This window comes from Kitasatospora sp. NPDC034035 (assembly GCF_055575755.1).
This window is the reverse complement of the sequence record NZ_JBVISA010000037.1, coordinates 1-26,206: the sequence shown is the minus strand read 5'-3', so window position 1 is coordinate 26,206 and position 26,206 is coordinate 1. Positions and strand designations below refer to the sequence as shown.

The 26,206-nt window shown below is 72.8% G+C and carries 21 protein-coding genes and 1 pseudogene; 14 read left to right on the top strand and 8 right to left on the bottom strand.

Features of this window, described 5'->3' with window-relative positions:
- The first annotated feature begins 151 nt into the window (after positions 1 to 151).
- The 4 genes and pseudogenes from ACZ52J_RS35725 to ACZ52J_RS35710 all read left to right on the top strand — a co-directional run.
- Entirely contained in the window at positions 152 to 1,414 is a 1,263-nt protein-coding gene (locus tag ACZ52J_RS35725) for a MurT ligase domain-containing protein (RefSeq protein ID WP_360502244.1), read from the top strand.
- Between the two features lie 46 nt (positions 1,415 to 1,460).
- Positions 1,461 to 2,189 (top strand): type 1 glutamine amidotransferase, encoded by a 729-nt coding sequence (locus ACZ52J_RS35720; RefSeq protein ID WP_360502247.1) that lies wholly within the window; start codon positions 1,461 to 1,463, stop codon positions 2,187 to 2,189.
- Positions 2,190 to 2,540: 351 nt separating this feature from the next.
- Positions 2,541 to 3,566, top strand: coding sequence for a 6-phosphofructokinase (locus tag ACZ52J_RS35715; RefSeq protein ID WP_360502250.1), 1,026 nt, complete (start codon positions 2,541 to 2,543; stop codon positions 3,564 to 3,566).
- Positions 3,567 to 3,675: 109 nt separating this feature from the next.
- A pseudogene (locus ACZ52J_RS35710) lies at positions 3,676 to 3,777 on the top strand (2-hydroxyacid dehydrogenase); the annotation flags it as partial.
- Positions 3,778 to 3,795: 18 nt separating this feature from the next.
- On the opposite strand, the gene ACZ52J_RS35705 reads toward ACZ52J_RS35710, so the two are convergent.
- Together ACZ52J_RS35705 and ACZ52J_RS35700 are read right to left on the bottom strand one after the other, a co-directional pair.
- Positions 3,796 to 4,002 carry a hypothetical protein gene (locus tag ACZ52J_RS35705; RefSeq protein WP_465624835.1) on the bottom strand — a complete coding sequence of 69 codons (207 nt, stop codon included), beginning with the start codon at positions 4,000 to 4,002 and terminating at the stop codon, positions 3,796 to 3,798.
- 422 nt (positions 4,003 to 4,424) lie between these two features.
- Positions 4,425 to 4,856: a DUF7144 family membrane protein gene (locus ACZ52J_RS35700; RefSeq protein ID WP_360502254.1), complete on the bottom strand. Its 432-nt coding sequence runs from the start codon at positions 4,854 to 4,856 to the stop codon at positions 4,425 to 4,427.
- Between the two features lie 365 nt (positions 4,857 to 5,221).
- On the opposite strand from ACZ52J_RS35700, the gene ACZ52J_RS35695 reads away from it, so the two are divergent.
- From ACZ52J_RS35695 to ACZ52J_RS35685, 3 genes are all read left to right on the top strand, one after another.
- A complete protein-coding gene (locus ACZ52J_RS35695; protein WP_360502256.1) occupies positions 5,222 to 5,554 on the top strand; it encodes a carboxymuconolactone decarboxylase family protein in 333 nt (110 codons plus the stop codon).
- A 473-nt stretch (positions 5,555 to 6,027) separates the two neighbouring features.
- The gene (locus ACZ52J_RS35690) at positions 6,028 to 6,924 is read left to right on the top strand and encodes a hypothetical protein (protein ID WP_465624760.1); all 897 of its coding nucleotides are present in this window, start codon (positions 6,028 to 6,030) and stop codon (positions 6,922 to 6,924) included.
- 523 nt (positions 6,925 to 7,447) lie between these two features.
- The gene (locus ACZ52J_RS35685) at positions 7,448 to 8,788 is read left to right on the top strand and encodes a chloride channel protein (RefSeq protein WP_465624758.1); all 1,341 of its coding nucleotides are present in this window, start codon (positions 7,448 to 7,450) and stop codon (positions 8,786 to 8,788) included.
- Between the two features lie 60 nt (positions 8,789 to 8,848).
- Here the strand turns inward: ACZ52J_RS35685 and ACZ52J_RS35680 are convergent, their stop codons facing one another.
- Together ACZ52J_RS35680 and ACZ52J_RS35675 are read right to left on the bottom strand one after the other, a co-directional pair.
- A complete protein-coding gene (locus ACZ52J_RS35680; protein ID WP_360502264.1) occupies positions 8,849 to 9,439 on the bottom strand; it encodes a potassium channel family protein in 591 nt (196 codons plus the stop codon).
- Positions 9,440 to 9,722: 283 nt separating this feature from the next.
- The gene (locus ACZ52J_RS35675; protein ID WP_465624755.1) at positions 9,723 to 10,733 is read right to left on the bottom strand and encodes an NAD-dependent epimerase/dehydratase family protein; all 1,011 of its coding nucleotides are present in this window, start codon (positions 10,731 to 10,733) and stop codon (positions 9,723 to 9,725) included.
- Positions 10,734 to 10,936: 203 nt separating this feature from the next.
- On the opposite strand from ACZ52J_RS35675, the gene ACZ52J_RS35670 reads away from it, so the two are divergent.
- Together ACZ52J_RS35670 and ACZ52J_RS35665 are read left to right on the top strand one after the other, a co-directional pair.
- A complete protein-coding gene (locus ACZ52J_RS35670; protein WP_465624830.1) occupies positions 10,937 to 11,986 on the top strand; it encodes a cytochrome c oxidase assembly protein in 1,050 nt (349 codons plus the stop codon).
- A gap of 136 nt (positions 11,987 to 12,122) precedes the next feature.
- Positions 12,123 to 12,713 carry a YdcF family protein gene (locus tag ACZ52J_RS35665; protein WP_360502270.1) on the top strand — a complete coding sequence of 197 codons (591 nt, stop codon included), beginning with the start codon at positions 12,123 to 12,125 and terminating at the stop codon, positions 12,711 to 12,713.
- Between the two features lie 168 nt (positions 12,714 to 12,881).
- Here the strand turns inward: ACZ52J_RS35665 and ACZ52J_RS35660 are convergent, their stop codons facing one another.
- Positions 12,882 to 15,101 (bottom strand): NADP-dependent isocitrate dehydrogenase, encoded by a 2,220-nt coding sequence (locus tag ACZ52J_RS35660; protein WP_465624753.1) that lies wholly within the window; start codon positions 15,099 to 15,101, stop codon positions 12,882 to 12,884.
- 345 nt (positions 15,102 to 15,446) lie between these two features.
- Here ACZ52J_RS35660 and ACZ52J_RS35655 point away from each other — a divergent pair, with 345 nt between their 5' ends.
- Complete coding sequence (locus tag ACZ52J_RS35655) at positions 15,447 to 15,752, top strand: SAV_915 family protein (protein WP_465624751.1); 306 nt, start codon at positions 15,447 to 15,449, stop codon at positions 15,750 to 15,752.
- Positions 15,749 to 16,075: a hypothetical protein gene (locus tag ACZ52J_RS35650; RefSeq protein WP_465624749.1), complete on the top strand. Its 327-nt coding sequence runs from the start codon at positions 15,749 to 15,751 to the stop codon at positions 16,073 to 16,075. Before ACZ52J_RS35655 ends, ACZ52J_RS35650 begins: the two co-directional genes overlap by 4 nt.
- 9 nt (positions 16,076 to 16,084) lie before the next feature.
- On the opposite strand, the gene ACZ52J_RS35645 is transcribed toward ACZ52J_RS35650, so the two are convergent.
- From ACZ52J_RS35645 to ACZ52J_RS35635, 3 genes are all read right to left on the bottom strand, one after another.
- On the bottom strand, positions 16,085 to 16,393 hold the full coding sequence (locus tag ACZ52J_RS35645; RefSeq protein WP_465624747.1) for a hypothetical protein: 309 nt from the start codon (positions 16,391 to 16,393) through the stop codon (positions 16,085 to 16,087).
- Positions 16,394 to 16,501: 108 nt separating this feature from the next.
- The gene (locus ACZ52J_RS35640) at positions 16,502 to 17,401 is read right to left on the bottom strand and encodes a DMT family transporter (RefSeq protein WP_465624745.1); all 900 of its coding nucleotides are present in this window, start codon (positions 17,399 to 17,401) and stop codon (positions 16,502 to 16,504) included.
- Between the two features lie 375 nt (positions 17,402 to 17,776).
- Positions 17,777 to 18,772 (bottom strand): phosphatase PAP2 family protein, encoded by a 996-nt coding sequence (locus ACZ52J_RS35635; RefSeq protein ID WP_465624743.1) that lies wholly within the window; start codon positions 18,770 to 18,772, stop codon positions 17,777 to 17,779.
- A 400-nt stretch (positions 18,773 to 19,172) separates the two neighbouring features.
- Here ACZ52J_RS35635 and ACZ52J_RS35630 point away from each other — a divergent pair, with 400 nt between their 5' ends.
- From ACZ52J_RS35630 to ACZ52J_RS35620, 3 genes are all read left to right on the top strand, one after another.
- Positions 19,173 to 19,382, top strand: a complete 210-nt coding sequence (locus ACZ52J_RS35630) for an MbtH family protein (protein ID WP_360268339.1) — start codon at positions 19,173 to 19,175, stop codon at positions 19,380 to 19,382.
- Between the two features lie 69 nt (positions 19,383 to 19,451).
- Positions 19,452 to 20,816, top strand: coding sequence for a pyridoxal-phosphate dependent enzyme (locus tag ACZ52J_RS35625; protein WP_465624741.1), 1,365 nt, complete (start codon positions 19,452 to 19,454; stop codon positions 20,814 to 20,816).
- A 174-nt stretch (positions 20,817 to 20,990) separates the two neighbouring features.
- The coding region (locus ACZ52J_RS35620; protein WP_465624739.1) for an amino acid adenylation domain-containing protein at positions 20,991 to 26,206 on the top strand (5,216 nt) is incomplete at its 3' end.

Here is a 26,206-nt window from a genome sequence, read left to right as displayed (position 1 = left end):
CAGTACCCTGCGCCGGCCCGTCACAGCAGGCGGCGCGGGGTCCGGATCGTCCGGCCGGACGACGGAGTCGGTAGGCTGACTCCCGTCCCCGCCGCCCGACGGCCCGTTATCCGGTCCCGGGCGGTGCCGCAGCAAGGAGGAACCACTGAGCATGGCAGGCACCGAATCGGAGCCCACAGGCGCACGCGACGCCTCGCTGCCGGCCCGCGCCAAGATCGCGGTCACGGCCGGCAAGGTCGCCGCCGCCGTGTCGCGCAAGGCCGGACGCGGGAGCGGCTCGGTGATCGGCGGCAAGGTCGCCCTCAAGCTCGACCCCGACCTGCTCGCCACCCTCGCCGACCACCTCGATGTCGTCCTGGTCAGCGCGACCAACGGCAAGACCACTACCACCCGCCTGATCGCCGAGGCGCTGCGCGCCGCCGGCCCGGTGGTCTCCAACGCCCTCGGCGCGAACATGCCGGCCGGCATCACCTCCGCCCTGGCGGGCGGCAGCGACGCCCGCTTCGGCGTGATCGAGGTCGACGAGAAGTACCTGGCGATGGTCGCCCGCGACACCAGCCCCAAGGCGATCGCCCTGCTCAACCTCTCCCGCGACCAACTCGACCGCGCCGCCGAGACCCGGATGATGGCCGAGAAGTGGCGCGAGGGCCTGCAGGACACCGAGGCCGTGGTCATCGCCAACGCCGACGACCCGCTGGTGACCTGGGCCGCCTCCTCCTGCAAGAAGGTGGTCTGGGTGGCCGCCGGGCAGGCGTGGAAGGAGGACGCCTGGTCCTGCCCCGCCTGCGGCGGTGTGATGCAGCGCCCCGGCGACGACTGGTTCTGCCAGGAGTGCGGCTTCCGTCGCCCCAACCCGCACTGGGCGCTCCAGGGCACCCACGTGATCGACCCGCAGCGCGGCGCCTGGCCGATCCAGCTGCAGCTGCCCGGCCGGGCCAACCTGGCCAACGCCACCAGCTCGGCCGCCGTCGCCGCCGTGTTCGGCGTCTCCCCGCAGGTCGCCCTGGAGCGGATGCGCTCGGTGACCGCCGTGGCCGGCCGCTACGACGTCGTCCAGTACCAGGGCCGGGACATCCGCCTGCTGCTGGCCAAGAACCCGGCCGGCTGGCTGGAGACCTTCTCGCTGATCGACGGCCCGCCCGCCCCGGTGATCCTCTCCGTCAACGCCCTCGACGCCGACGGCACCGACACCTCCTGGCTGTGGGACGTCGACTACGAGCGTCTCGCCGGGCACCCGGTCTTCGTGATGGGCCAGCGCAAGCTGGACCTGGCCGTCCGACTGGAGGTCGCCGGGCTGCAGTTCCACGTGGTGGACACCCTGGAGCAGGCCGTCCGGATGGCGCCGCCCGGCCGGATCGAGGCCATCGCCAACTACACCGCCTTCCAGCAGCTGCGGAAGGTCGTGGCCGGCTGATGCCGCGCCCGCACACCAGTCTTTTCGTGACGGAAGGCCTTCGAGGATGAGTGAGAGCAGCCTGCGCGTGGTCTGGGTCTACCCGGACCTGCTCAGCACCTACGGCGACCGCGGCAACGCCCTGGTCGTGGAGCGCCGGGCCCGCCAGCGCCATCTCAACGTGACCCGGATCGACGTCCGCTCCGACCAGGCGATCCCCACCAGCGGGGACATCTACCTGATCGGCGGCGGCGAGGACCGCCCGCAGCGGCTGGCCGCCGAGCGGCTGCGCGCCGACAGCGGCCTGGTGCGGGCCGCCGAGAACGGCGCGATCATCTTCGGCGTCTGCGCCGGCTTCCAGATCATGGGCCACGAGTTCATCAACGACCTCGGCGAGCGCGAGCCCGGCCTGGGCCTGCTCGACGTCTGGACCGCGCGCGGCGAGGGCGCCCGCTGCGTCGGCGACGTGCTCGCCGACGTCGACCCCCGGCTCGGCCTGCCGCAGCTGACCGGCTTCGAGAACCACCAGGGCGTCACCCACCTCGGACAGGGCGTCCAGCCGTTCGCCAACGTCACCGTCGGCCGGGGCAACGGCACCGGTGACGGCACCGAGGGCGCCTGGCGGGACACCGTCTTCGGCACCTACCTGCACGGCCCCGTGCTGGCGCGCAACCCCGCCGTGGCCGACATGCTGATCAAGCTGGCGCTGGACGTCAACGCCCTGCCGCCGGCCGACACCACCTGGTACGACGCGTTGCGCGCCGAGCGCATCGCCGCCGCGACGCGCCCCGCGTAGTACGCCGGTACGCCCCGGCCGGGTGCCCGCGATGCGGTCACCCGGCCCGCGGGCGGCCCCGGACGTACGACAATGGGGCTGCCTACTGCACACCCTCCTCGGCAGCAGGCTGCACATCCACGTGGGGGCGCCGACGGCGCCGCTCCCACGTCGGCTCCTGCCCGGCCGGACCAGGGGCCGTATGCTCGACTTCACGGTCGGTTTCGGACGTTCTGTCCGGATCGACCGGTCCTTCACCCCACGGCCACTCCCCCGCCACCCCGGTGCGGGAGCGCCCCGTCACGGTGACGGCTCGTCGTCCCAGCCTGTAGTCCGGCCGTACCTCGGTTCTGCTCGGGAGTTGCAAAGCTAATGCGTATCGGAGTGCTGACCAGCGGCGGTGACTGCCCCGGACTGAACGCGGTGATCCGTTCCGTGGTCCACCGGGGGGTGGTCGACCACGGCGACGAGATCATCGGGTTCGAGGACGGGTGGCGCGGATTCCTCGAGGGCCACCACCGCCCCCTGACCCTGGACTCGGTGAGCGGCATCCTCGCCCAGGGCGGCACCATCCTCGGGTCCTCCCGGGTCCAGCCGAGCCACCTGCGGGACGGCGTCGAGCGCGCCAAGAAGTACTGCTCGGACCTCGGCCTGGACGCGGTCATCCCGATCGGCGGCGAGGGCACCCTGAAGGCCGCCAAGCTGATGAGCGACGCGGGCCTGCCGATCGTCGGCGTGCCGAAGACCATCGACAACGACATCGCCGCCACCGACGTGACCTTCGGCTTCGACACCGCCGTCTCGGTCGCCACCGAGGCCCTGGACCGGCTGAAGACCACCGCCGAGTCCCACCAGCGGGTCATGGTCGTCGAGGTCATGGGCCGGCACACCGGCTGGATCGCGCTCAACGCCGGCATGGCGGCCGGCGCGCACGCCATCGTCGTCCCGGAACGCCCGTTCCACATCGACAAGCTCACCGCCGTCGTCCGCGAGCGCTTCGACCGCCAGAAGAAGTTCGCCATCGTGGTCTGCGCCGAGGGCGCCAAGCCCGAGCCCGGCACCATGCACTGGGAGGAGGGCAGCAAGGACATCTACGGCCACGAGCGCTTCACCGGCATCGCCACCCAGCTCTCCCGCGAGCTGGAGCACCGCCTCGGCAAGGAGGCCCGGCCGGTCATCCTCGGCCACACCCAGCGCGGCGGCACCCCGACCGCCTACGACCGGGTGCTCGCCACCCGCTTCGGCTGGCACGCCGTCGAAGCCGTCCACAAGGGCGCCTTCGGGCACATCACGGCGCTGCAGGGCACCAACATCAACCTGGTGCCGCTCGCGGAGGCCGTCGCCGAGCTGAAGACCGTCCCGCAGGATCGCTACCTCGAGGCCGAGACGGTCCTCTGACCGCTCGCCCGCCCGCCGAAGGCCCCCGGACCCCGCCGCCGCGTACGGTCCGGGGGCCTTCGCGCACCCGGCGGGCGTGCCCGCGCCCCGCCCTCCAGCGTGGCCGCAGCCGGCCTGCCTGGAACTCGGCATGACCTACACCGAGCTGCCCGAACTCCTCACCCGCGCCGACCTGGTGAGCCTGCACGTGCCCCTGCTGCCGTGTAGCCGCTCCGGTTGGCGGTGGTGGTCACGCGTCGGCCCGCGGGGCAGGGCCCCTGCCTCCGGTGCCGAACAGGGGGAAGGCCTCGGCGAGGATCGCTGCGAGGTGGCGCTCCTCGACCCCCGCCTCCCGGGCCGCCCGGATCCGAGCGGCAATGTCGCCGGGCAGACGGCCGGCGGGTGCCGTCACCCAGTTGCCCGCGTCCTCGGGTCCCACGGAAACGCTGCTGGTCATGGACGCGCCCCCGAGGCCGGGATGAACTGAAGTCATGGACGTGGCGGCAGGTGTGGTCGACCGGCGGGCCCGACGGCCCGCGCTGGATCTCGTCACTACCGGCCTGTCCCACGCCCCGCGCCCGCCCAACCCTGAACCACCCGAACGGGGGCGATCAGGGCGACGCGCAGCACACCGCGACGTCATCGGCCACTTCTGCCGGCCGGCTCCAGCAGCTCGATCACCGTCGGGAGCAGGCCGCGGAAAGCGTCCGAAGCCGGTGCCGGGGACGTCCAAGGGAAACCCTCGGGCCCAGCACCGGCTTTTGGTGGGTCTGCGCGCTCCGCCGATCCGCGGATCTCAGGGGTTCAGGGTCGCGCTGCGCAGAACCGCGGCAAGCGTCCCGGGATCGGGAGGGCCCGGCCCGGCTGGGATCTGCGTTCCTAGGCTCGGGTCTCCTGTCGGTGGGTTCCGGCTGTCAGCGCCCAGATGACGAAGATGTCGATGGCGATCATGACCAAGGCCCAGAACGGGTAGTAGGGCAGCCACAGGAAGTTGGCGATCATGTTCAATCCTGCCGCGGTCACGCCGAGTATCCGTGCCCACATCGCGCCGGTGAAGAGCAGGAAGCCCGCCACCACGATCACGAGGCCGAGGATGAGGTGCAGCCAGCCCCAGCCGGTGACGTCGAACTTGTAGACGTAGTTGCCGGTGATCACATAGCGCTCGTCGTTGACGATGGCGCCGATTCCCTCGAGGATCGCCATCGTTCCGCCGAAGATCATCATGCAGGCTGCGAAGAGGGTCCAGCCGCCCGCGAAGGGCTTCCGGCTGACTTGATTACCTTCCGACGCTCGGCTGACGTTGCTGGCCATGTTCGGCTCCTTGGGAGAGAAACCGTCGCCGTTTCCGTGCGACCTGGTCAGAGATCCGGCCTCCAGTACCAAGTTGCCACGATCGCGACACGGCGGCTACTCGCGCACTGCCCCAGCCCTTCGTCGGGCCGAGAGAACGATCACCGGGTCCACGAGTCGGAACCTGCACATCCTCCTGGCCTTCCGCGGGGCCGGAGATGGTGGGTCACCCGATCGAGTCACTGCACCGGGTGATCCACTCGGTCGGCCCACTGTCCGTGCGGGCGGTCCGGAGGTTGCCTACGGTCGGACCGGGCGGCCTTCGGACGCCCCGGTCTGGGCAGGCAGCGCAGACTGAAGCCCAGCGACACGTGGAGATGGCAGACATGCCCACCACCTCTGAGACGCCCGTTCTCGACACCCTCATGGCCATGACCGCCGATTCGATCGAGCGGTGCGGACTGGCCCCCGACATGCTGATCCTCACCCGCATCGCGGCGCTGGCGGCGATGGACGCACCTGCGCTCTCCTACCTCGCGCACCTCGAACCGGCGATGAAGGAGCACATGACCGCCAGTCAGCTGCAGGACGTGCTGGTCGCGATCGCGCCGATCGTCGGCACCGCCCGGGTGATGTCGGCCGCGACCCACATCACCGAGGCGCTCGGGGTCGCCATCGCGGTGGCCGACGCGGGAATCGAGAACCAGGGCGGCATGTAGCACGCCGCGACCGCGGTGCATGTCGTTCTTCAAACCGTTTGCCGTGGCGGTGATCCCGGACGGCGGAGGAACCGGTCAGCCGGCCGCCGCCCGGGGTGGGGGACGACCACGATCACGCAAGGGATCGGGTCGGAGTGAAGCGCGGATCGCGAACCTGGGGGTGAAGTGCTCGAACTTCCACACCACCGCGCTGCGTTCGCTGACCCGGGCCGCGCTGCTGACCGGCCGCACCGCGCCCTCGAACGGGATGGCGACGATCGCCGAGTTTCAGTTCCGGCTTCCCCGGCGGCTGAGACGCGCATCTGCTCGGGCCATAGCGCAACGCCGTGGTGGCGGGACAGCGGGATCGACCGAGGCCTTCGAGTCACCTCCAACACGTCGAAGGCGCCACCCCTGTTTGCGCGCCGCGGTGAGAGGCTGGTCGTGTGGAGGAACCTCCCCTCGATGGCCCGGAATCCGCACTGTCCCGTCAAGTGCTGCGGGCAGCCCTGGCGGACCCTGGCCACCTGCCCGAACTGCTGGCCAATTTCGCCGTCCACCATCTCGGGCGGCGCGCCGGCGCCTCGGTCGCCCGCGCGCGCGACCAGCATCCCGACGCCGGTGACGCCGAGCTGTGCGTCATGGTGATCACACGGGGCCGGCGGGTCAGCCAGAGCGAGGGCGCATTCGTGGGCGGCCCGTTCATGGCGCTCGTCCCGTTCGCGTTCTGCAGCGCGCTGCTCACGCAGAGCCGGATGATGCTGGAGTTGGCGGCGGTCGCGGGGCGGGAGCCCACCGATGGCGCACGGGCGGCCGAGCTGCTCGTGATCCAGGGCGTGTACCAGGACGAGGAGCAGGCCCGGGCCGCGCTCGAGGCCGCCGCGGCGACGCGAACCGATACCCCTCCCGGCCGTATCGCAGCCCTGTGGAGGGTGGTGAAACGGATGGCCTACCTGCTCGGCGTGGTTACCCCCGAGCAACGGCCGACGTCGACCGCCGCCCGCGTCGGGCAGTGGATCCTGCTCGCGGTGGTCCTCCTCATCGGCCTGGTAGCCCCGCTGATCTGGTTGCCCTACCTCGGTTACTCCTACCACCGTGCGACCCAGGAACTCGGCAAGCGAGCCCGGGCGTACTACCACGGCGACGCCACCACCGCGCCGTCGGAGTCGGACCACGCCACCCGGGCCCGGCCCGCGCTCGTGGGCTCCGGCCTCAGGACAGTGCTCTCGCTGCTGCTGCCGATCGGTGCGGTGATGCTCGTGGTCGCCACCGACGCCAAGCTCGCGGGCAGCCGGTACCCGCTGCTCCTGGTCGCGCTGGTCACGCTGTCCGGTGTAGTCGGTGCGCTCTGGTACCTGCGCCACCGACACGTGCGCCGGCCGGCGGACTGACCCCGCTGCACCGGGGTGGGCGGGGTCCCGTGTGTTCGGGGCAGGCACTCGGCGGGCAGCGTGATCCCGGCTGCTGCCACGCCGACGCGGCGGGCAGCGGTGCTGTCCCGATCTTGGGAGGGTTGTCACGCGTGGCCGGCGGAGGCACCTGGGGCTGTTGGATGCGGTGCGCGGTCACCGTCCGGGCCGGTGTCGAGGAACTCGCGGATGGCGAAGCCGAGCGCCACCAAGAAGCCGATCCACAGAACCACTGCTTACCACCGGCTGCAGACGCGGCTCACCCGCGTGGCGTTTCCACCGCGCCGGATGCCGCCGGCGTCCGCGATGATCGGAGGAACACCTCCCCGCCGGCTGTGGGGCGGCCCTGCGAGTCCCGTCACCCGGCAGGGGCTCGGCGCCGCGTGACCGCAGAAACCGCTGCCGCGCCCGGAGGGCCGACACCGGCAGGACGGTCGGAGCTTCTCGACCCAGGGTCGCCTGACCGGTTCTCCCGGCGGGCCGGACGCCGAGGAGACGGTACGCCATGCCCGCCGAGCCCGCTGCCCCGCAGGACCCCTTCGCGGTCGTCCGCAGCCGCGAGTACGTCGCGCTGCTGGTGATGGCGGCCGTGCTGGGCGTGCCGATCTCGGCCGCTGCGTACGGCTTCCTCGCCCTCGTCTCCGAACTCCAGTCCCTGGTCTACGACGACCTGCCCAAGGGCCTCGGCTTCAGCGGAACGCCGAACTGGTGGGCCGTGCCCGTGCTCGCCGTCTCCGGCGTCCTGGTCGCCCTCACCATCCGGCAGCTTCCCGGGCGAGGCGGGCACGAGCCGGCCGACGGGCTCAAGACCGGCGGCATCCCATCCGTGGCCACGGTGCCCGGGGTCGCCCTCGCCGCGATCGCCTCGCTCAGCCTCGGCGTCGTCCTCGGCCCGGAGGCCCCACTGATCGCGCTCGGCGGCGGCCTGGCCGTCGGCGCGATCCGACTGTTCAAACGCGACGCCCCTCCCAACGCCCTCGCCGTCATCGGCGCGGCGGGCAGCTTCGCGGCGATCAGCGAACTCCTCGGCTCGCCCATCCTCGGCGCGTTCCTGCTGATGGAGGCCTCCGGCCTGGCCGGGCCGATGCTCGGCGTCGTCCTGGTGCCCGGCCTGCTCGCCGCCGGCATCGGCTCGCTGATCTTCACCGGCCTGGACTCCTGGACCGGCCTGGGCACCTACTCCCTGTCGCTGACTCACGTACCACCCGCCGACCGGCCCACCCTCGCCGCGTTCGGCTGGGCGGTCCTCGCAGGCCTCGCCGCCCCGGTCCTCGGCGAGGTGATCCGTCGCTTGGCCCTGCGCCTGAGAACACACGTCGAGCCGCGAAGGGTGCCGATCACCGCGCTGATCGGCGTCCTCATCGGAGTACTCGCCCTGCTCTACACCAGCATCACCGACAAACCGATCTCCGGAGTGCTGTTCTCGGGCGAGAGCACCATCGGCCCCCTCCTGGCCGACCAGGCCGGCTACTCCGTCGGCACACTGCTGCTGCTGGTCGTATTCAAGTCGCTCGCCTACATCGCGTCGCTCAGCGCCTTCCGCGGCGGCCCGGTCTTCCCGTCCCTGTTCGTGGGCGGCGCGGGCGGCCTGGCCATGTCCCACCTTCCCGGCCTCGACACCACCACGGGCTTCGCCATCGGGGTGGGCGCGCTGAGCGTCGCCATGCTCAAACTCCCGATGACCTGCGTCCTGCTGGCCACCCTGCTGCTCGGCTCCCAGGGGCTCACCGTGATGCCACTGGTGATCGTCGCGGTGGTGGTCTCCTACGTAGGGACCCAAAGACTCGCGGGACGGGCGACCGGTGCCACCGTCAAACCCGGGCCCCCGGGGACGCCCGCCCCCTGACACATCCGCGGTCGGTTGACGACGACGCCCACAAAGCGGTCCCGGGCTGCTTACCCCTCGTCATCCCGACGGCCGTGGCCGGCCGGTGCCGTCGTCGGTGTCCGCGCCGCCGGGAGGCGGGGCGAAGTCGGGGAAGACCGGCCGATTACCCCGGTTGAGTCCCACGTTGACGGCGCCCAGGATGACGCGCGCGGCGATGCCGACGAAGACCAGGTCCCCGAGCATCTGCAGGACGACCAGCGCTCTGGCCGCCTCGCTCTTGGGGACGATGTCGCCGAAGCCCACGGTGGAGAGCACGGTGACGGTGAAGTACACGGAGTCCATCCGCGTCAGGGGGTCCGTGAAGGACCCGGATTGGCTCCGCGCCGCGAGGTAGTAGGTCGTCGCGAACAGGAGGATGAACAGCGGGACGCTCGTGGCCAGCGCCTCGATGGCTTTGAGCCGAGGGTAAGGGGACCGGATGATCGACCGTGTCTGCCAGGCGACGAGCGCGGACACCATGAGCAGCCCGGCGATGAGACCCACCGCCGTGGCCGCCCCGAAGGGCTCGTCCAGCGGCAGCAGAAAGTACGCCGCCACCAGGATGGCCGCGGTCAGCACCGACCGCATGAGTACCCACAGGAGGAGAACGCGGCGCTTGCGCTTGGACATATCCTCCGGCCCGGACGGTCGCCTCATGCCGGTTCCCGTGAGCCCCAGGACCGGAATGTCAGTCGGTCGATCCTCATAGAAGCCAGCATGCAGACTCCGCACGGCTTTCCGGGATTGCCGCTGGTGTGTTCCCGGCCGATTCCTCCGACCGGTAGGCCACGACGTTGCTCGATCCCCAGCACAACCTGGTCACCAGCCGCCAGGCCTACCGCCCGCAACGTCGCCGACTTCGCCGCCGGGCGGCGCAGTGAGGACACCCTCCTCCCGGCCGTACGGGACTGACCTAGCCGTCCTGGCCGAGTGCCTCGCGGTACCACGCGGCGGCCTGCGGGAGGCGGGCGAGCGGGCCGGGGCCGGGCGGGCAGGCGGCCAGGCGCCAGATGTCCTCGCTGCGGTACCAGTGGTCGCGGACGATCATGCCGAACTGGCGCTCGGAGACCCGACCGGGCACGGCGGCCAGCAGTCGGCGGCACTCGTCCCACGGGACGTCCGGCACGTCCGGGCCGTCCAGGGCGGGCAGCAGGCCGAGGGCGGCCAGGGCCGCGAGCAGGTCACCGGAGCGGACCGGGTCGGGGTGGGAGGCGTGGTGGACACCGGGCGGGACGGCGTGGTCGTCCAGGGCGAGCGCGGTGACCAGCCGGGCCAGGTCGGTGCGGTCCACCACCGAGAGCCGGGCCGCGCCGCCCGCCCAGCGCACCGGCACCCGGCGGACCAGCTCGGCCAGGGCCGGCACCACCCAGCGGTCCCCCGCCCCGGTCACCAGCCCGGGGCGCAGCACGTACGCGCCGGCGTCCAGGGCGTGGCGCTCGCCGAGCAGCCGGGTACGGCTGGCCTCGGACACCGGGGCGGGCGACACCTCGTCCACCGCGATGCCCGCGTGCGGGCCCTCGCCGTACACCGCGGCCGTCGAGAGGTGGACGATCCGGCGCACCCCGGCGCGGGTGGCGGCCGCCATCAGCGCGGCCGTGCCCCGGACGTTCGCCGCCTCGCACTCCTCGGCGCAGCCGTCGACCCGGGAGGCCAGGTGGACCAGCACTCCGGCGCCCTCGCAGAGCTCCGCCAGGGCCGCCCCGTCGGTGAGGTCGCCCGGCACCCAGGTGGTGCCGGGGGCGGGGGCCTCCGGCACCCGGCGGGCCAGCGCGCGCACCCGCACGCCGCGCGCCGCGAGGGCCGCCAGGACCCCGGAGCCGATGAAACCGGTCGCCCCGGTCAGCGCGACGGTGGTCCCCGCCGCGGCTCCCCGTTCCGTCGCCGCCGTGTCTGCTTCCGTCGCCGTACGTGGCTCCGTCGCCATGTCTGGGCCTCCCTGCCGACCGGCCGGTCAGTCTAGCCAGCGGGCCGTCCGGTGGGCAGACACCCCGTACGGAGGGGGTGGGGGCACGGCCCGAGGTAAGGCCCACCTAGGCTGTAGGCCAAGCAAAAGGGGCGAACCGGACCCGCACCGGGGGCCACGAGGACGGAAAGCAGGACCCGCCGATGGGCGACGGAATGTCAGGCATGCACCACCACGGCGGGATGACCCAGCTAGGACCGTTCACCTTCTCCAACGTCTGGACCTGGTCCCCGGACTGGGTGTTCCTGCTCGGCGGCCTGGTCGCCCTGGGGCTCTACGCGGCGGGCGTGGTCCGGCTGTACCGGCGCGGCGACCGCTGGCCGATCAGCCGGATGGTCGGCTGGGCGGTCGGCGTCGGCACCCTGCTGCTGGTCACCTGCAGCGGGCTGAACGACTACGGCATGGTGCTGTTCAGCGCGCACATGATCCAGCACATGGTGCTCTCCATGCTGACGCCGATCCTGCTGCTGCTGGGCGCCCCGATCACCCTGGCGTTGCGCGCGCTGCGCCCGGCCGGCAAGGGCCGCCCGCGCGGGCCGCGCGAGCTGCTGGTGGCGCTGCTGCACAGCCGGTACGTCCGGATCATCTCGCACCCGGCGTTCACCATCCCGCTGTTCATCGCGAGCCTGTACGGGGTCTACTTCACCCCGCTGTTCGACTTCCTGATGCAGTACCGCCTCGGGCACATCTTCATGATGGTGCACTTCCTGTTCGCCGGTCTGGCCTTCTTCTGGCCGATCATGGGCGTGGACCCGGGCCCGCACCGGCCCGGCCACGTGATGCGGATCATCGAGCTGTTCATGGGGATGCCGTTCCACGCCTTCTTCGGCGTGGCGGTGATGATGGCCAGCCACCCGCTGGTCACCACCTTCACCACGGAGGGGTCGCCGCCCGGGACGAAGCTGCTGGAGGACCAGAAGCTGGCGGGCGGCATCACCTGGGCGTTCGGCGAGATCCCGACCGCGATCGTGCTGATCGCCCTGGTCTACCAGTGGATGGGCTCCGAGCAGCGGCAGGCCCGCCGCCGCGACCGCGCCGAGGACCGGTCCGGCGACGCCGAGCTGGAGGCGTACAACGCCTACCTGGCCTCACTGCACAAGCGCGACCGGCGACCGGGGGCGGGCGCGGCCCCGGGGGCGCCGGGCGCCTCGACGGCTCCCTCGACTACGGCGCCTCCGGCCGCTTCGGCAACTCCGGCGGCCGAGGCGGGCTGAGCACCCGCGCCGCTCCGGAACCCACGCTCCGGAACCCCCGTTCCCGGGAACCCCCGTTCCACCTCCGGAACGGGGGTTCCGCCGTTCCCGGGCCGGGCGCCGGAACGGTGGTTCCGCGGTACGCGTTCGAACGGATATGCACGTCCTGCTGATCGGCGCCGTCCTGCTCTGCGGGTACGTCCTGCTCTGGCTGCTCGGTTTCCTCGGCTTCGCACTGCTGCACCGGCGCCGCCGGCCCGTGCCGGTCGGCTCCGACTTCCTGGTCGTCCTGGGCGCGGCACTGGACGGCTGTGAGCCCGGGCCCACGCTGGCGGCCCGGCTGGACGCCACGCTGGAGCGATTCGCCGCCGAGGAGGCCGCCGGGTACGCCCCGCTGGTCCTGGTGACCGGCGGCAAGGGCCCGCACGAGCAGTGCACCGAGGCCGCCGCGATGGCCCGCTACCTGATCGCCCGGGGCGTCCCGGCCGAGCGGATCCGGCGCGAGGAGCGGGCCGTGAACACCACCGAGAACCTCCGGTTCAGCGCGGCCCTGATGGCCGCCGAGCGCCCCGGCTACCGGTGCACGGTGGTCACCAGCGGCTTCCACGCCGTCCGCTCCGCGCTTGCCGCCCGCCGGGCCGGCGCGACCGCCGAGGTGCTCGGCGCGGACGGACCGCTGGCGCACGGCCCGTACCTGCTGCTGCGGGAGGCCGTCGGTACCGCGCTGACCCTGCTCGGCCGCATCTGAGCCGGACACCGGCCTCCGGGCGAGGGCCGGAGGCCGGTGGAACGCGGGGCCGGGGGAACGCGGGGCCGGGGGAACGCGGGGAGGCCCCCGGGTCCGCTCGCACGGACCCGGGGGCCTCCCGGTGGTTCAGCTCGGCTCGGCTCGGCTCAGTGCAGAGCCCGACCGGGTTCAGCCGAGGCTGGCGAGCGCCTCGTTGAGGGTCTTCGACGGGCGCATCACGGCCGCGGCCTTGGCCGGGTCCGGCTGGTAGTAGCCGCCGAGGTCGACCGCCGAGCCCTGGACGGCGATCAGCTCGTCCACGATGGTCTGCTCCTGCTCGGTCAGCGTCTTGGCCAGGCCCTCGAAGGCCTGGGCGAGCTCGGCGTCGGCGGTCTGCTTGGCCAGCTCCTGAGCCCAGTAGGTGGCCAGGTAGAAGTGGCTGCCGCGGTTGTCGATGCCACCGAGGCGGCGGCTCGGCGACTTGTCCTCGTTGAGGAAGGTGCCGGTGGCGCGGTCCAGGGTGTCGGCCAGCACCTGGGCGCGGGCGTTGCCGGTGGTGGTGGCCAGGTGCTCGAAGCTGGCGGCCAGCGCGAAGAACTCGCCGAGGCTGTCCCAGCGCAGGTAGTTCTCCTTGACCAGCTGCTGGACGTGCTTCGGGGCGGAGCCGCCGGCGCCGGTCTCGAACAGGCCACCGCCCGCCATCAGCGGGACGACCGACAGCATCTTGGCGCTGGTGCCCAGCTCCAGGATCGGGAACAGGTCGGTCAGGTAGTCACGCAGCACGTTGCCGGTCACCGAGATGGTGTTCTCGCCGCGGCGGATGCGCTCCAGCGAGAACTTGGTGGCCTCGACCGGGGACTTGATCTCGATCTGCAGGCCGGTGGTGTCGTGCTCCGGCAGGTAGGTCTTGACCTTCTCGATCAGCACCGCGTCGTGGGCGCGAGTCTCGTCCAGCCAGAACACCGCCGGGTCGCCGGTGGCGCGGGCGCGGGAGACGGCCAGCTTGACCCAGTCCTGGATCGGCAGGTCCTTGGTCTGGCAGGCGCGGAAGATGTCGCCCGGCTGGACGGCCTGCTCCAGCACCACGTTGCCGTCGGCGTCGACCAGGCGGGCAGTGCCGGCGGCCTCGATCTCGAAGGTCTTGTCGTGCGAGCCGTACTCCTCGGCCTTCTGCGCCATCAGGCCGACGTTCGGCACCGAGCCGATGGTGGCCGGGTCGAGGGCGCCGTTGGCGCGGCAGTCGTCGATGACGGCCTGGTACACGCCGGAGTAGCTGCTGTCCGGCAGCACGGCGAGGGTGTCGGCCTCCTGGCCGTCCGGGCCCCACATGTGGCCGGAGGTGCGGATCATGGCCGGCATCGAGGCGTCGACGATGACGTCGCTCGGCACGTGCAGGTTGGTGATGCCCTTGTCGGAGTCGACCATGGCCAGGGCCGGGCCCTCGGCCAGCTCGGTCTCGAAGGAGGCCTTGATCTCCGCGCCGTTCGGCAGCGCGTCCAGGCCTGCCAGGATGCCGCCGAGGCCGTTGTTCGGGTTCAGGCCGGCGGCGGCCAGCGCAGCGCCGTGGGCGGCGAAGGTCTTCGGGAAGAAGACGCGCACGACGTGGCCGAAGATGATCGGGTCGGAGACCTTCATCATGGTGGCCTTGAGGTGCACCGAGAACAGCACGCCCTCGGCCTTGGCACGGGCCACCTGGGCGGCCAGGAACTCGTTGAGGGCGGCGGCGCGCATCACGGAGGCGTCGACGACCTCGCCGGCCAGCACCGGCACCTTCTCGCGCAGCACGGTGGTGGTGCCGTCCTCGCCGACCAGCTCGATGCGCAGGGCACCGTCGGCCGCGACCACGGCGGACTTCTCGGTGGACCGGAAGTCGTTCTCGCCCATGGTGGCGACGTTGGTCTTGGAGTCGCCCGTCCAGGCACCCATGCGGTGCGGGTGGGTCTTGGCGTAGTTCTTGACCGACAGCGGCGCGCGGCGGTCCGAGTTGCCCTCGCGCAGGACCGGGTTGACGGCGCTGCCCTTGATCTTGTCGTAACGGGCGCGGACGTCCTTGTCCTCGTCGGTCTGCGGGTCGTCCGGGTAGTCCGGCAGGGCGTAGCCCTGGGCCTGCAGCTCGGCGACGGCGGCCTTCAGCTGCGGCACGGAGGCCGAGATGTTCGGCAGCTTGATGATGTTGGCGCTCGGGGTCTTGGCCAGCTCACCCAGCTCGGCCAGGGCGTCGCCGATCCGCTGCGCCTCGGTCAGACGCTCCGGGAAGCTCGCGATGATCCGCCCGGCCAGGGAAATGTCGCGGGTCTCCACCCGTACACCCGCGGTCGAGGCATACGCCTGGACCACCGGCAGGAACGAGTAGGTCGCCAGGGCCGGAGCCTCGTCGGTGTGCGTATAGATGATGGTCGAGTCAGTCATCGGTACTCCGCTTCACGTCTCCAACGTCTTGACGTCAAGATATCTCGTCACGGGCCCCTCGCTCCACCGCCCCCCGCCCCGGAGCGCACGCCGGTCTCCCCGAGGGCGCTCCCGCGGCCGTGACCAGGGGCAGAATCCACGGTCGTCCGAGCCGGGACGCACGGCAAACGGAGCACCCTCGGCCGGCGGTGTCGTCCATCCGGGTGAGCCGAACGTCAGGAGTGCGTCAACGCACCACCCCATTCGGTCAACGCTGCGTCAGGACCGGCGACGCCCGGGGCGAACCGCCCTAGCGTCGAGGAAGCAGTTCCGGCAGGAACCACCACCCCACCCGGGAGCATCCGCATGGCCCGCGTCGTCTGGCACGTACCGGTCACCACCTCCGGCACCGGCAGCACCACCGCACTCCGCCTCTTCCGCCTGCGCGACGGCCGCCGCTGCGCGGTCGGATTCTCCAGCCCCGAAGCCCTCGCCGCCCTCCTCGGACCGGACCAGGCCCACACCGAACTCGGCGAACCCGCCCTGCGCGACCTCACCGCCCCGCTCGGGGTGACCACCCTGGTCCTGGACCCGAGGCTGGTCGCCCCGCCCGTCTCCACCCCCGCCGCACCGCCCGCCCCGGCCCCGACCGCTCAGCTCCAGCACCGGTGACGGCCCCGCTCCAGCTCGTCCCGGGCGGCCTGGCCCCCGACAGCCACCTGCGGCCGGCCCGGTCCCTGCACGCGATCGCCCGGGTCAGCCACGGCCCGGTCCCGCTGGACTTCGACCGGCTCGCGGCCGAGTTCCCGGCCGTCCAGAGCGGCCTCGCCCTCGCCGGCGAAGCCGACCTGGAGCTCCGGCTCGCCTGCACCGGCCCGGAGGAGTTACGGACGATCGCCGCCGCCCTGCACCGCGCGGGCGCCGCCAGGGTCCGCATCGACCTGGTCCTGCGCGCCCTCACCCCGACGCCGGTGACCCTGCGGCCGGTGCCGTGAGCAGCGTGCTCACTCCTCGCCGGGGCGCGGGTCCGGGTTGATCGCCTGGCCGTCGACGGGCTGGCCCCAGGCGTCGTCGCCGAGCGCGTCGACGCAGTAGCCGCTGCCCTCGACGTGCCCGCCCGCACCCCGGCACTGCTCGGCGGTGACGTCCCGGAGCCCGGTCGCCGACGCCGGAACAGCGGCGGCGGCGACCGTGGCACCGGCGGCGGTGGTGAGCAGGACGGTGGTGAGCAGGACGGTGGTGGGCAGGACGGTGGTGGGCAGGACGGCGGACGCGGTCGTGACGGCCACCCGGGCCAGGCGTGAGCGGTTCATGCGGACCACCACAGCACGGCCACACGCCCCCGGCGACCACAGGAGCCCGCCCGGGTGGCCGGCCGCGTGGCCGCCGGGGTGGCCGCCGGGTACGGCCACCCCGCCGGGCTACCCGCGGGCCAGCGCCCCGATCGCCGCGAGCAGCAGCGCCGAGCCCAGCAGCAGTCCCGCCGTGACCGGCTCTCCCAGGAACAGCACGCCGATCACCGCCGCCGTCGCCGGCTCCAGCAGCACCAGCACCGCCGCCGTCGTCCCGGGGACGGCGGTCAGCCCGGTGAAGTACCAGCGGTAGGCGAGCAGCGTGGGCACCGTGCCGAGGAAGAGCAGCGCGATCCCGGTCACCGCCGGGTCCCCGGCCGTCGGCAGGAGGCTCCGGGTGGCCGCGAGCGGGAGCAGGCAGAGCAACCCGGTGGTGAAGGCACCGGTACTGGCCCGGGCCGAGCCGCCGCCACGCGCCCAGAGGGTGAGGCCGCTCTGCCCGGCGCCCGCCAGGACGGCCAGCGCGACGCCCAGCGCCGGGCGCGGCCCGGCGGCCGGGGCGGCGACCAGCAGGGCGAGCCCGGCGAGGGCCAGGACGACGACGGCGAGCGCACGGCGGGTGAGGCGCTCGCCGAGCAGCAGGTGTGCGCCGAGGCTGGTGAGCACCGGGCCGGCGCCGATGGTGATCAGGGTGCCCAGCCCCAGGCCCGCGTAGCGCACGGAACCGAAGTAGGCGCACTGGCTGACCGCCAGGCCGAGCCCGGTCAGCACGGCGGCTCCAGGCCGGGCGGCACCCCGCCGGGCGGCTCCGGGCCGGGCGGCTCCCCGCTCGGCTTGGCGTTCGCCGGTCGGCAGCAGGGCCAGGCAGAGCGCCGCGACGCCGAAGCGCCAGCAGGAGACGGCCACCGGGCCGAGGCCGCTGGTGCGCATCAGCAGCGCGGCCACGGCCCCGCCCACGCCCCAGGCGACGGCGGCGGCGGAAATGGACAACAGGCCGTGCCGGAAGGGCACGGCGGTGTACGAGGTCATGCGTCGGTACTCCACGATGAATGGCCGGTTCAGGTCCGCTGGGTGCGCGGGCGGCAGTCATCGCCCCGACTGCGGGCGGAATCCCGCCGAGCCGGGGTGGGTGGAGTGGGCCGCCCGCTAGCGGGCCGGCGGGGGGAGGATCACGTGACGCATGGGGCCAGCGTACGCCGTTGGTGCCCGTGATCTTCCGCCGGTCCGGCCGCGCGACGTACCGTCGGCCGTGAACGGCCGGACGGGATCGGCGGACCCTGCCATCGGGCCGGTCGGCCGGTCGGCTGGCCAGCTGGTCGGCTGGTCGGCTGGTCGGCTGGCGGGCCGGCGGGCCGGCGGGCCGGCGATCCAGGCCCACCGGCCGGCTGTGGTCAGGGAGTTGGGCTACCGGCGAGAGCCGGCCTCGCCCGGCACGGGCCGCCGCTCGCTCGCGCGCGGGCCGGCGGCGGGCTGCCAGGAGTCCGGGATCCGCGGGAACTGGTAGGCCCAGCGGTGGAAGACGAACCGGGCGGCGACGAAGCCCACGCCCAGGCAGACCCCACCGCCGACCGCGTCCAACCAGAGGTGGTTCGCGGTGGCGATGATCACAGTCAGCGTGAACAGCGGGTACAGCAGTCCCAACGCCCGCAGCCAGGCCCGCCTGGCCAGGTAGAACACCGTCAGCCCGCACCAGAGCGCCCAGCCGAAGTGCATCGACGGCATTGCGGCGTACTGGTTGGAGATGCTCGCTCCCGCGCCCGAGGCCAGCGAGCCCCAGGTGTGGTGCGCGGTCACCGTGTCGATGAAGTCGGGCAGCATCCGCGGCGGGGCCATCGGGAAGACGTAGTAGCCGACGAGGGCGATTCCGGTGCCTCCGGCCAGCGCGGTGCGGACCGCCGGGTACCGGCCGGGGTGGCTGCGGTAGAGCCAGACCAGGACGGCGATGGTGATGATGAAGTGCAGTGTGGCGTAGTAGTAGTTCATCCCGACGATCGCCCAGGTCACCGAGTCGATGCCGTGGTTCACCGAGCGCTCGAAGGCCAGGCCGAGGCTCCGCTCCAGGTCCCACACCAGGTTCGCGTGCGCCTTGGCGGTCTCGGCGTGCTGCGGCACCGCGTTGCGCACGAGGTTGTAGACCCAGTAGCTGATCCCGATGAGCGCCAACTCGAACCAGAGGCGCGGCCGGACCGGACGGAGCCGGCGGGCGGCGATCCGGCCGCGCAGCGTGCGCGGACCGTCCGGCGCGGCACCGCCGGCGGCGAGGCCGCCCGTCCCGTCCGTCCCGTCCGTCCCGTTCGCCGCCCCGCCGGGTGACTGCCCCTTGAATTGTGGTGAACTACCGCTGGGGTAAGGCGAGTTGTGCTCGGCACCGGATGCGTGGCTGTCGGTCGGTAACCTCATGGGGAAGAAGTCTGCCAGACGATCCGTGACCGTCCGATCATCCACTCGGCAGGTTTTCGTCACCGGCCGTACGCCCGCAGTGGTACGGGACTTCACCGCCGAGCCGGTCGCACCGATCCCCCGTCCGCTCCGCCCGCGGACCTCATTTCCGCCGTATTGCACAGCATTTCACACCAGGTCACGGCCATCGCGACCGGCTCGCGCACGACTTGACGACGGGAAGGGTCTCCACGCTCCGTTCACGCCTCCCGACAGCAATCCGCACTTCCCCTTTCGGGCCCGGATGAGTAAGACTGGAGTACGGGCCGGGCGGGGGCAGGTCCGTCCGGATCAGGGATCCACCTCCGCCATGTCCGCATTGTCCATCCGGCTTGCCGGTTATGCGAGAAAAGGTGACGCGGTGACGAACCCCTTCGAGGACCCCGAGGCCAACTACCTGGTTCTGGTGAACGACGAGGGCCAGCATTCGCTCTGGCCGGTCTTCACGGAAATTCCGGCCGGGTGGCAGCAGGTGTTCGGCGAGGCCGGACGCCAGGAGTGCCTGGACTACATCGAGAACTCCTGGACCGATATGCGTCCGAAGAGCCTCATCTCGGCCATGGAGCAGTAGTTTCCAGCCCGGCCCGACGAAATTCAGCTTGCAGTACCGGCCACGGCCGGTAGCAACGGGGAGAAAGCCATGGAGCACGGCGGGCACTACACGGTTGTCTGCACTCGATGCGGTTTACGACTCGGGGACGACGGGCTGATCTCGGCCTGCCCCGGGTGCCGTGACAATTCACTGCTGCGGACCGAGTACACCGCCGGCTCACTGGCCGACGCGGTCGCGGCCGCCCCGGCGGCCTCCGGCCTCTTCCGCTACCGCGACTGGCTCCCGGTGATCCGTGAGGTGCCCGGGGCGAGCCTGCCGGCGGTGCACCGATGTCGCGGTCTCGGCGCCGCCCTGGGACTCAGCGACCTCTGGATGGCCTTCAGCGGCTACTGGCCGGAACGCGACTGCCGCATGGACTCCGGAACCTTCAAGGAACTGGAGGCCTTCTCCGTCCTGGGCCGGGTCCCGCAGGACGCGGGCATCATGGTCGTGGCGTCCGCCGGGAACACCGCGGCCGCGTTCGTCCGGGCCACCGAACAGTTCGACTTCCCCTGTGTGCTGGTGGTCCCCGAGCGCGCCCTGCCCGGCCTGGCGCTCGCCGGAACCGGCCCGCAGGTGCGGATCGTCGCCGTCAAGGGCGGCGGCTACAACGACGCCATCACCTACAGCCAGGGCATCCTGGCCACCGGCGCACCCTTCTTCCCCGAGGGTGGAGTCCGCAACGTCGCCCGGCGCGACGGCCTCGGCGTGGTCATGCTGGCCGCGTACGAGCGACTGGGCCGACTGCCCGACTACTACGTCCAGGCCGTCGGCAGCGGCACCGGCGCGATCGCCGCGCACGAGGCGGCCCGGCGGATCGCCGCCACCACGGGCGGCACCCCGCCGCGCACCCTGCTCTGCCAGAACACCGGCTTCGCCCCGCTGCACCGGCTCTGGCTCCAGGAGCGCGCCGGCGCGGCCGAGTCGCTGCCGTCTCCCACTCCGGTTCCTCCCGTTGCTGCGAATCCGGCTCCCACGCCGGTCTCGGCGCCGACTCCGCTCTCGCGTCCGGTCGCGCCGTCGACCGTCGACGTCCACGCCCCCGAACTCGTCAACGCGACACCGCCGTTCGGGGTCCGCGGCGGCGTCCGAGACCTGCTGGCCGACACCTCGGGCGAGGTCCTGCTGGCCGACACCCCGGCCGCGCTCGCCGCGGCCGCGCTGTTCGAGGAGACCGAGGGCATCGACATCGAGCCGGCCGCCGCCGTGGCGGTGGCCTGCCTGCGACGCGCGGTGGCCGAGCGGCGGATCCCGCGTGACGCGCGGATCCTGCTCAACATCACCGGTGGCGGCCGCCGCCGCGCCCGCGCGGAACGCGAAGGCAGCGCCCAGCTCCCGAACGCCTCGCTCGTCGGGGCCGAGGACGACCCGGCGGTCACGGCAGCCATGCTGCTCGACTCGCTGGCCCGGTGACGGCGAGCCCGACCGGGCGCTGACCCCCCATCCAAGCCTCACACCGCCCCAGGCGCCGCCCCGGCGCCGCGAGGGCGGTCACACACGTGCGCCGCCCGACCGCCCGGCCGGGCAGCGTTGGAACCTTCGGGCCGACGGCCCGGGGCGATCCCAGACGAACCGGAGTTCCAGCACATGTCGCCTTCCCAGCCCGAGTACCTGCCCCTGCTTTCCGGCCAGGCCGGAATGTGGTTCGCGCAGCAGCTGGACCCGGCCAGCCCTGCCTACCAGGTCCACGAGTACGTGGAGATCCACGGGCCGGTCGACCCGCAGCTGTTCGAGCGCGCCCTCCACCGGGCCGTCCTCGACTGCCAGACGCTGCGTCTGCGACTGGTGACGAGCGGTCAGGAGCTGCGCCAGTTCGTCGAGCCCGACCCGGCCTGGCGGTTCGTCCCGGTCGACGTCAGCAGTGAGGCCGACCCGTGGGAGGCGGCGCTGAGCTGGATGCGCACCGAGTACCTCCGGCCGTACGACCTGGAGACCGGCCCCGCCTGCGCCTTCGCCCTGATCCGGCTGGCGCCCGACCACTACATCTGGTCGCTGCGGGCCCACCACGCGATGGGCGACGGCCACAGCGGCCCGCTCTTCGCCGCCCGGGTCGCGGAGGTCTACAGCACCTGGGCGGAGGGCCGGACCCTGCCCGAGGAGAGCGGGATCCCGCCGTTCGCACGACTGGTGGAGGTCGAGGCCGAGTACCGCGCCTCCGCCCAGTTCGCGGCGGACCGCCAGTACTGGCAGGACCGGCTCGCCGACCGGCCGACCGCCGTCAACTTCGCCGGCCGGTTCGCCCCCACCTCGCACACCCACCTGCGCCACGCGCGCCGACTGGACTCCGAGTACATGGCCACGCTGCGCACCTCGGCGCGCCGGCTCGGAGTCAGCTGGACCGTCCTGGTGCTCGCCGCCGCGGCCGCCTACACCGCCCGGGTGACCGGCAGCGGCGACGTGGTCCTCGGCTTCCCGGTCGGCGCGCGGTCCGGGGAGGTCGCCCGGACCACCCCGGGCGTGGTCAACAACGTGGTGCCCCTGCGCCTGACCGTCGACCCGCGGGAACCGCTCTCCGCCCTGATCAAGCAGACCAGCCGCGCCGCCCGGGAAGCCCTGCGCCACCAGCGCTACCGCTACGAGGAGATCCGTCGCGACCTCGGGCTGGTCGCCTCCAGCGGGCAACTGTTCGGCCCCACGGTCAACATCCAGTCCTTCGACTACAACCTGGACTTCGGCGGCCACCCGAGCACCACCCACAACCTCAGCAGCGGCCCGGTCGAGGACCTCAACATCCTGATCTACGACCGGCAGACCGGCGACGGCGCCGGGCTCGTCGTCGACGCCAACCCGGCGCTCTACCAGCCGGCGGAGATCGCCGCCCACTGCCGCCGGTTCCAGCACTACCTCGCCGCCCTGGCGGCCGCCGACGGCACCCTGCCGCTGCGCGAGGTCGAACTGCTCGACGCGACGGAGCGGCAGCAGGTCCTGACCGAGTGGAACGACACGGCCGTCGAGCCGCCGTCGGCCACCCTGCCCGCACTGTTCGAGGCCCAGGCCGCCCGCACCCCGGAAGCGGTCGCGCTGGTCTGCGGCGAGCGGGAGCTCTCGTACCGGGAGCTCAACACCCGGGCCAACCGGCTGGCACACCTGCTGATCCGGCGCGGCGTCGGCCCGGAGTCGCTGGTCGCGGTCTGCCTGGAGCGCTCGCCCGAGCTGGTCGTCGCGCTGCTCGCCGTGCTCAAGGCCGGCGGCGCCTACCTGCCCGTCGACCCCGACTACCCCGCCGACCGCATCGCCTACACCCTGGCGGACGCCCGGCCGGTCGTCGTGCTCGCCTCCGAGAACACCGCAGCGACCGTGCCGGCCGGCGGGATCCCCGTCGTGCCACTGGACCGGATCGAGCCGGCCACCGGGGACGACACCGAGCCGGACGCTGCGGGCGCCGACCCGGTCGGTGCCGCCCCGGACGACGCCGACCCGGCCGTGGCCGTGCTGCCGGCCCATCCGGCGTACGTGATCTACACCTCCGGCTCCACCGGACGCCCCAAGGGCGTGGTGGTGCCGGGCGGGGCACTGGTCAACTTCCTGGCCGCGATGCAGCGCCGGTTCGCCCTCGACCCCGCGGACCGGCTGCTCGCGGTGACCACGGTCGCCTTCGACATCGCCGCGCTCGAGCTCTACCTGCCCCTGGTCCACGGCGCCCGGGTGGTGCTGGCCCCGCGCGCGACCGTACGGGACCCGCGCGCGCTGCGGGAGCTGGTGACGGCCGCCGGGGTGACGGCGATGCAGGCCACGCCGAGCCTCTGGCACGCGCTGACCGCCGAGGCCGCGGGCGTCGAGGCTGTCGAGCCGGCCGGCGGCGAGCCGGCCGGTGTTCGGGCGCTGGTCGGCGGCGAGCTGGCCGGTGTTCGGGCGCTGGTCGGCGGTGAGGCGCTGGACAGCGGACTGGCCCGGACCCTGGCGGCCCGCACCGCGGGCGTGACCAACCTCTACGGCCCCACCGAGACCACCATCTGGTCCACCGCCCACGAGGTCGGCGGCAAGCACGGCGAGGTACTGCCGATCGGGCAGCCCATCGACAACACCCGGGCCTACGTGCTCGACGAGGCCCTGCGCCCGGTTCCGGCCGGTGTGACCGGCGAGCTGTACCTCGCGGGCACCGGCCTGGCGCGCGGCTACCTCGGCCGCCCCGGCCTGACCGCCGAACGCTTCGTCGCCTGCCCGTACGGCGCCCCCGGCGAGCGGATGTACCGCACCGGCGACGTGGTCCGCTGGAGCGCCGACGGGGAGCTGGAGTTCCTCGGCCGTGCCGACGACCAGGTGAAGATCCGCGGCTTCCGGATCGAACTCGGCGAGGTGCAGGCCGCCGTGGCGTCCTGCCCCGGTGTCGCGCAGGCCGCCGTGGTCGTGCGCGAGGAGGCCCCCGGCGACCACCGGCTGGTCGGCTACCTGGTGGCGGAGCACGGCGCGGACGCGGCCGCGCTGCCCGCCCTGGCCCGGGCGACGGCCGCCGAGCGGCTGCCGGAGTACATGGTGCCGTCGGCCGTGGTGCTGCTGGAGGCACTCCCGCTGACGGCCAACGGCAAGCTCGACCGCAAGGCCCTGCCCGCCCCGGACTACGCGGCCGCGGGCGGCGGCGCCGGGCGCGCGGCGGAGAACCTGCCGGAGGAGATCCTCTGCGCGCTCTTCGCCGAGGTCCTGGGCCTGCCCTCGGTCGGGGTCGAGGACAGCTTCTTCGACCTCGGCGGCCACTCGCTGCTCGCCACCCGCCTCGGCAGCCGGGTGCGGTCCGCCCTGGGGGCCGAACTCCCGCTCCGCACCCTCTTCGAGGCGCCGACCCCCGCCGCGCTGGCGCGGCAGCTGGACACCGGCACGGTGCTGCGAACGCCCGTGGTGGCCACCGGCGATCGGCCCGAGCGGGTGCCGCTGTCCTACGCCCAGCAACGGCTCTGGTTCCTCGGACAGCTGGCGGGATCGACCGCCGACTACAACATCCCTGCGGCCCTGCGGCTTTCCGGCCCGCTGGAGCAGGAGTCCCTGGCGGCGGCACTGCGTGACGTGATCGAGCGGCACGAGGTGCTCCGGACCGTCTACGCCGCGGTCGACGGCGAACCCGTGCAGCGGGTACTGCCGATCGAGGAGGTCACGTTCGCGCTGACCGTCGAACAGGTCGGCGACGAGGAGGAGTTGGCCGCCGCGGTCCACCGCTCGGCCGAGCAGCCCTTCGACCTGGCGACGGAACCGCCGCTGCGGGCCGCACTCTTCGCGCTGGCGCCCGAGCGGCACGTCCTGGTGCTGACGCTCCATCACATCGCGGGTGACGGCTGGTCATTCGGTCCGCTGGGGCGGGATCTGTCGGCCGCGTACGCGGCGCGGGTGGGCGGCCAGGCGCCCGGATGGGCGCCGCTGCCGGTGCAGTACGCGGACTACACGCTCTGGCAGCGGGAACTGCTGGGGTCGGACGAGGACACCGAAGGCCTGCTGGCACGGCAGTTGGGGTACTGGCGGGAGACGCTGGCCGACCTGCCGGAGGAGCTGGCGCTGCCGTTCGACCGGCCGCGCCCGGCCGTCGCCTCGAACCGGGGGGAGACGGTCGAGCTGACCGTCCCCGCCGAACTGCAGGCGGGGCTGCTGAAGCTGGCCCGAACGGAGGGCGTCACGTCCTTCATGGTGCTGCAGACCGCGCTGGCGGTGCTGCTCTCCCGGCTCGGCGCCGGCGAGGACGTCCCGATCGGCACGCCGATCGCCGGCCGTACCGACGAGGCACTGGACGAGCTGGTCGGCTTCTTCGTCAACACCCTGGTCCTGCGCACCGACCTGAGCGGCGCCCCGACGTTCGCCGAGCTGCTGGGCCGGGTCCGCGAGACCGGTCTCGGTGCCTTCGCCCACCAGGACGTGCCGTTCGAGCGCCTCGTCGAAGAGCTGGCACCCGTGCGCTCGATGGCCCGGCACCCGCTCTTCCAGGTCATCCTCGCAGTTCAGAACACCGTTGAAGCGCGCCTCGAACTCCCGGGCGTGGACGTCGAGTTGTCGACTGCCGGGGAGCCGAAGGCGAACTTCGACCTCGCCTTCGAGGTCCGCGAGCGTTACACGGCCACGGACGCACCGGACGGTCTGGCGGTCCGAATCACGTTCGCGGCGGAGTTGTTCGACCGGGCGTCGGTGGAGGTCCTGGGACGACGCTGGCTGCGGGTCCTGGAGGCCCTCGCCACCGATCCGTCACAGCCCGTCCACGCCGTGCAGCTGCTCGACGCCGAGGAGCGGCACCTGCTGCTGGACACCTGGGCCACCCGCCCAGCCCTCGCCCCCACCGCGCAGGGCACGCTCAGCGAGCACTTCGAGGCCCAGACCGCCCGCACCCCCGACGCCATCGCCCTCACCGACGGCGACCAGCAGATCACCTACCGCCAGTTGAACGAGCGCGCCAACCGCCTCGCCCACCTCCTCACCGAGCACGGCGTCCGCCCCGAAACCCTGGTCGCCGTCCGCCTCGACCGCTCGGCCGAACTGGTCGTCGCCCTGCTCGCGGTGCTCAAGGCCGGCGGCGCCTACCTGCCAATCGACCCCGACTACCCCGCCGACCGCGTCGCCTACATGCTCGACGACGCCCAACCGACGCTTCTACTCACCACCGGCAGCACCGACACCGCCATCCCCACCCTCCTCCTCGACCAGACGGACGTCTCCGCCCGGCCCCGCACCAACCCCGCCACGGCCGTGCTGCCCGCCCACCCCGCCTACGTCATCTACACCTCCGGCTCCACCGGACGCCCCAAGGGCACCCTCATCCCCCACCACAACGTCCTCACCCTCTTCGCCAACACCGACCACCACTTCGGCTTCGGCCCCCACGACGTGTGGAC

Excerpts from the sequence above, each read along its gene's own strand:
- ACZ52J_RS35725 (WP_360502244.1), top strand. The coding sequence starts at position 152 with ATGGCAGGCACCGAATCGGAGCCCACAGGCGCACGCGACGCCTCGCTG.
- ACZ52J_RS35720 (WP_360502247.1), top strand. The coding sequence starts at position 1,461 with ATGAGTGAGAGCAGCCTGCGCGTGGTCTGGGTCTACCCGGACCTGCTC.
- ACZ52J_RS35715 (WP_360502250.1), top strand. The coding sequence starts at position 2,541 with ATGCGTATCGGAGTGCTGACCAGCGGCGGTGACTGCCCCGGACTGAAC.
- ACZ52J_RS35705 (WP_465624835.1), bottom strand. The coding sequence starts at position 4,002 with ATGACCAGCAGCGTTTCCGTGGGACCCGAGGACGCGGGCAACTGGGTG.
- ACZ52J_RS35700 (WP_360502254.1), bottom strand. The coding sequence starts at position 4,856 with ATGGCCAGCAACGTCAGCCGAGCGTCGGAAGGTAATCAAGTCAGCCGG.
- ACZ52J_RS35695 (WP_360502256.1), top strand. The coding sequence starts at position 5,222 with ATGCCCACCACCTCTGAGACGCCCGTTCTCGACACCCTCATGGCCATG.
- ACZ52J_RS35685 (WP_465624758.1), top strand. The coding sequence starts at position 7,448 with ATGCCCGCCGAGCCCGCTGCCCCGCAGGACCCCTTCGCGGTCGTCCGC.
- ACZ52J_RS35680 (WP_360502264.1), bottom strand. The coding sequence starts at position 9,439 with ATGTCCAAGCGCAAGCGCCGCGTTCTCCTCCTGTGGGTACTCATGCGG.
- ACZ52J_RS35675 (WP_465624755.1), bottom strand. The coding sequence starts at position 10,733 with ATGGCGACGGAGCCACGTACGGCGACGGAAGCAGACACGGCGGCGACG.
- ACZ52J_RS35670 (WP_465624830.1), top strand. The coding sequence starts at position 10,937 with ATGCACCACCACGGCGGGATGACCCAGCTAGGACCGTTCACCTTCTCC.
- ACZ52J_RS35665 (WP_360502270.1), top strand. The coding sequence starts at position 12,123 with ATGCACGTCCTGCTGATCGGCGCCGTCCTGCTCTGCGGGTACGTCCTG.
- ACZ52J_RS35660 (WP_465624753.1), bottom strand. The coding sequence starts at position 15,101 with ATGACTGACTCGACCATCATCTATACGCACACCGACGAGGCTCCGGCC.
- ACZ52J_RS35655 (WP_465624751.1), top strand. The coding sequence starts at position 15,447 with ATGGCCCGCGTCGTCTGGCACGTACCGGTCACCACCTCCGGCACCGGC.
- ACZ52J_RS35645 (WP_465624747.1), bottom strand. The coding sequence starts at position 16,393 with ATGAACCGCTCACGCCTGGCCCGGGTGGCCGTCACGACCGCGTCCGCC.
- ACZ52J_RS35640 (WP_465624745.1), bottom strand. The coding sequence starts at position 17,401 with ATGACCTCGTACACCGCCGTGCCCTTCCGGCACGGCCTGTTGTCCATT.
- ACZ52J_RS35635 (WP_465624743.1), bottom strand. The coding sequence starts at position 18,772 with ATGAGGTTACCGACCGACAGCCACGCATCCGGTGCCGAGCACAACTCG.
- ACZ52J_RS35625 (WP_465624741.1), top strand. The coding sequence starts at position 19,452 with ATGGAGCACGGCGGGCACTACACGGTTGTCTGCACTCGATGCGGTTTA.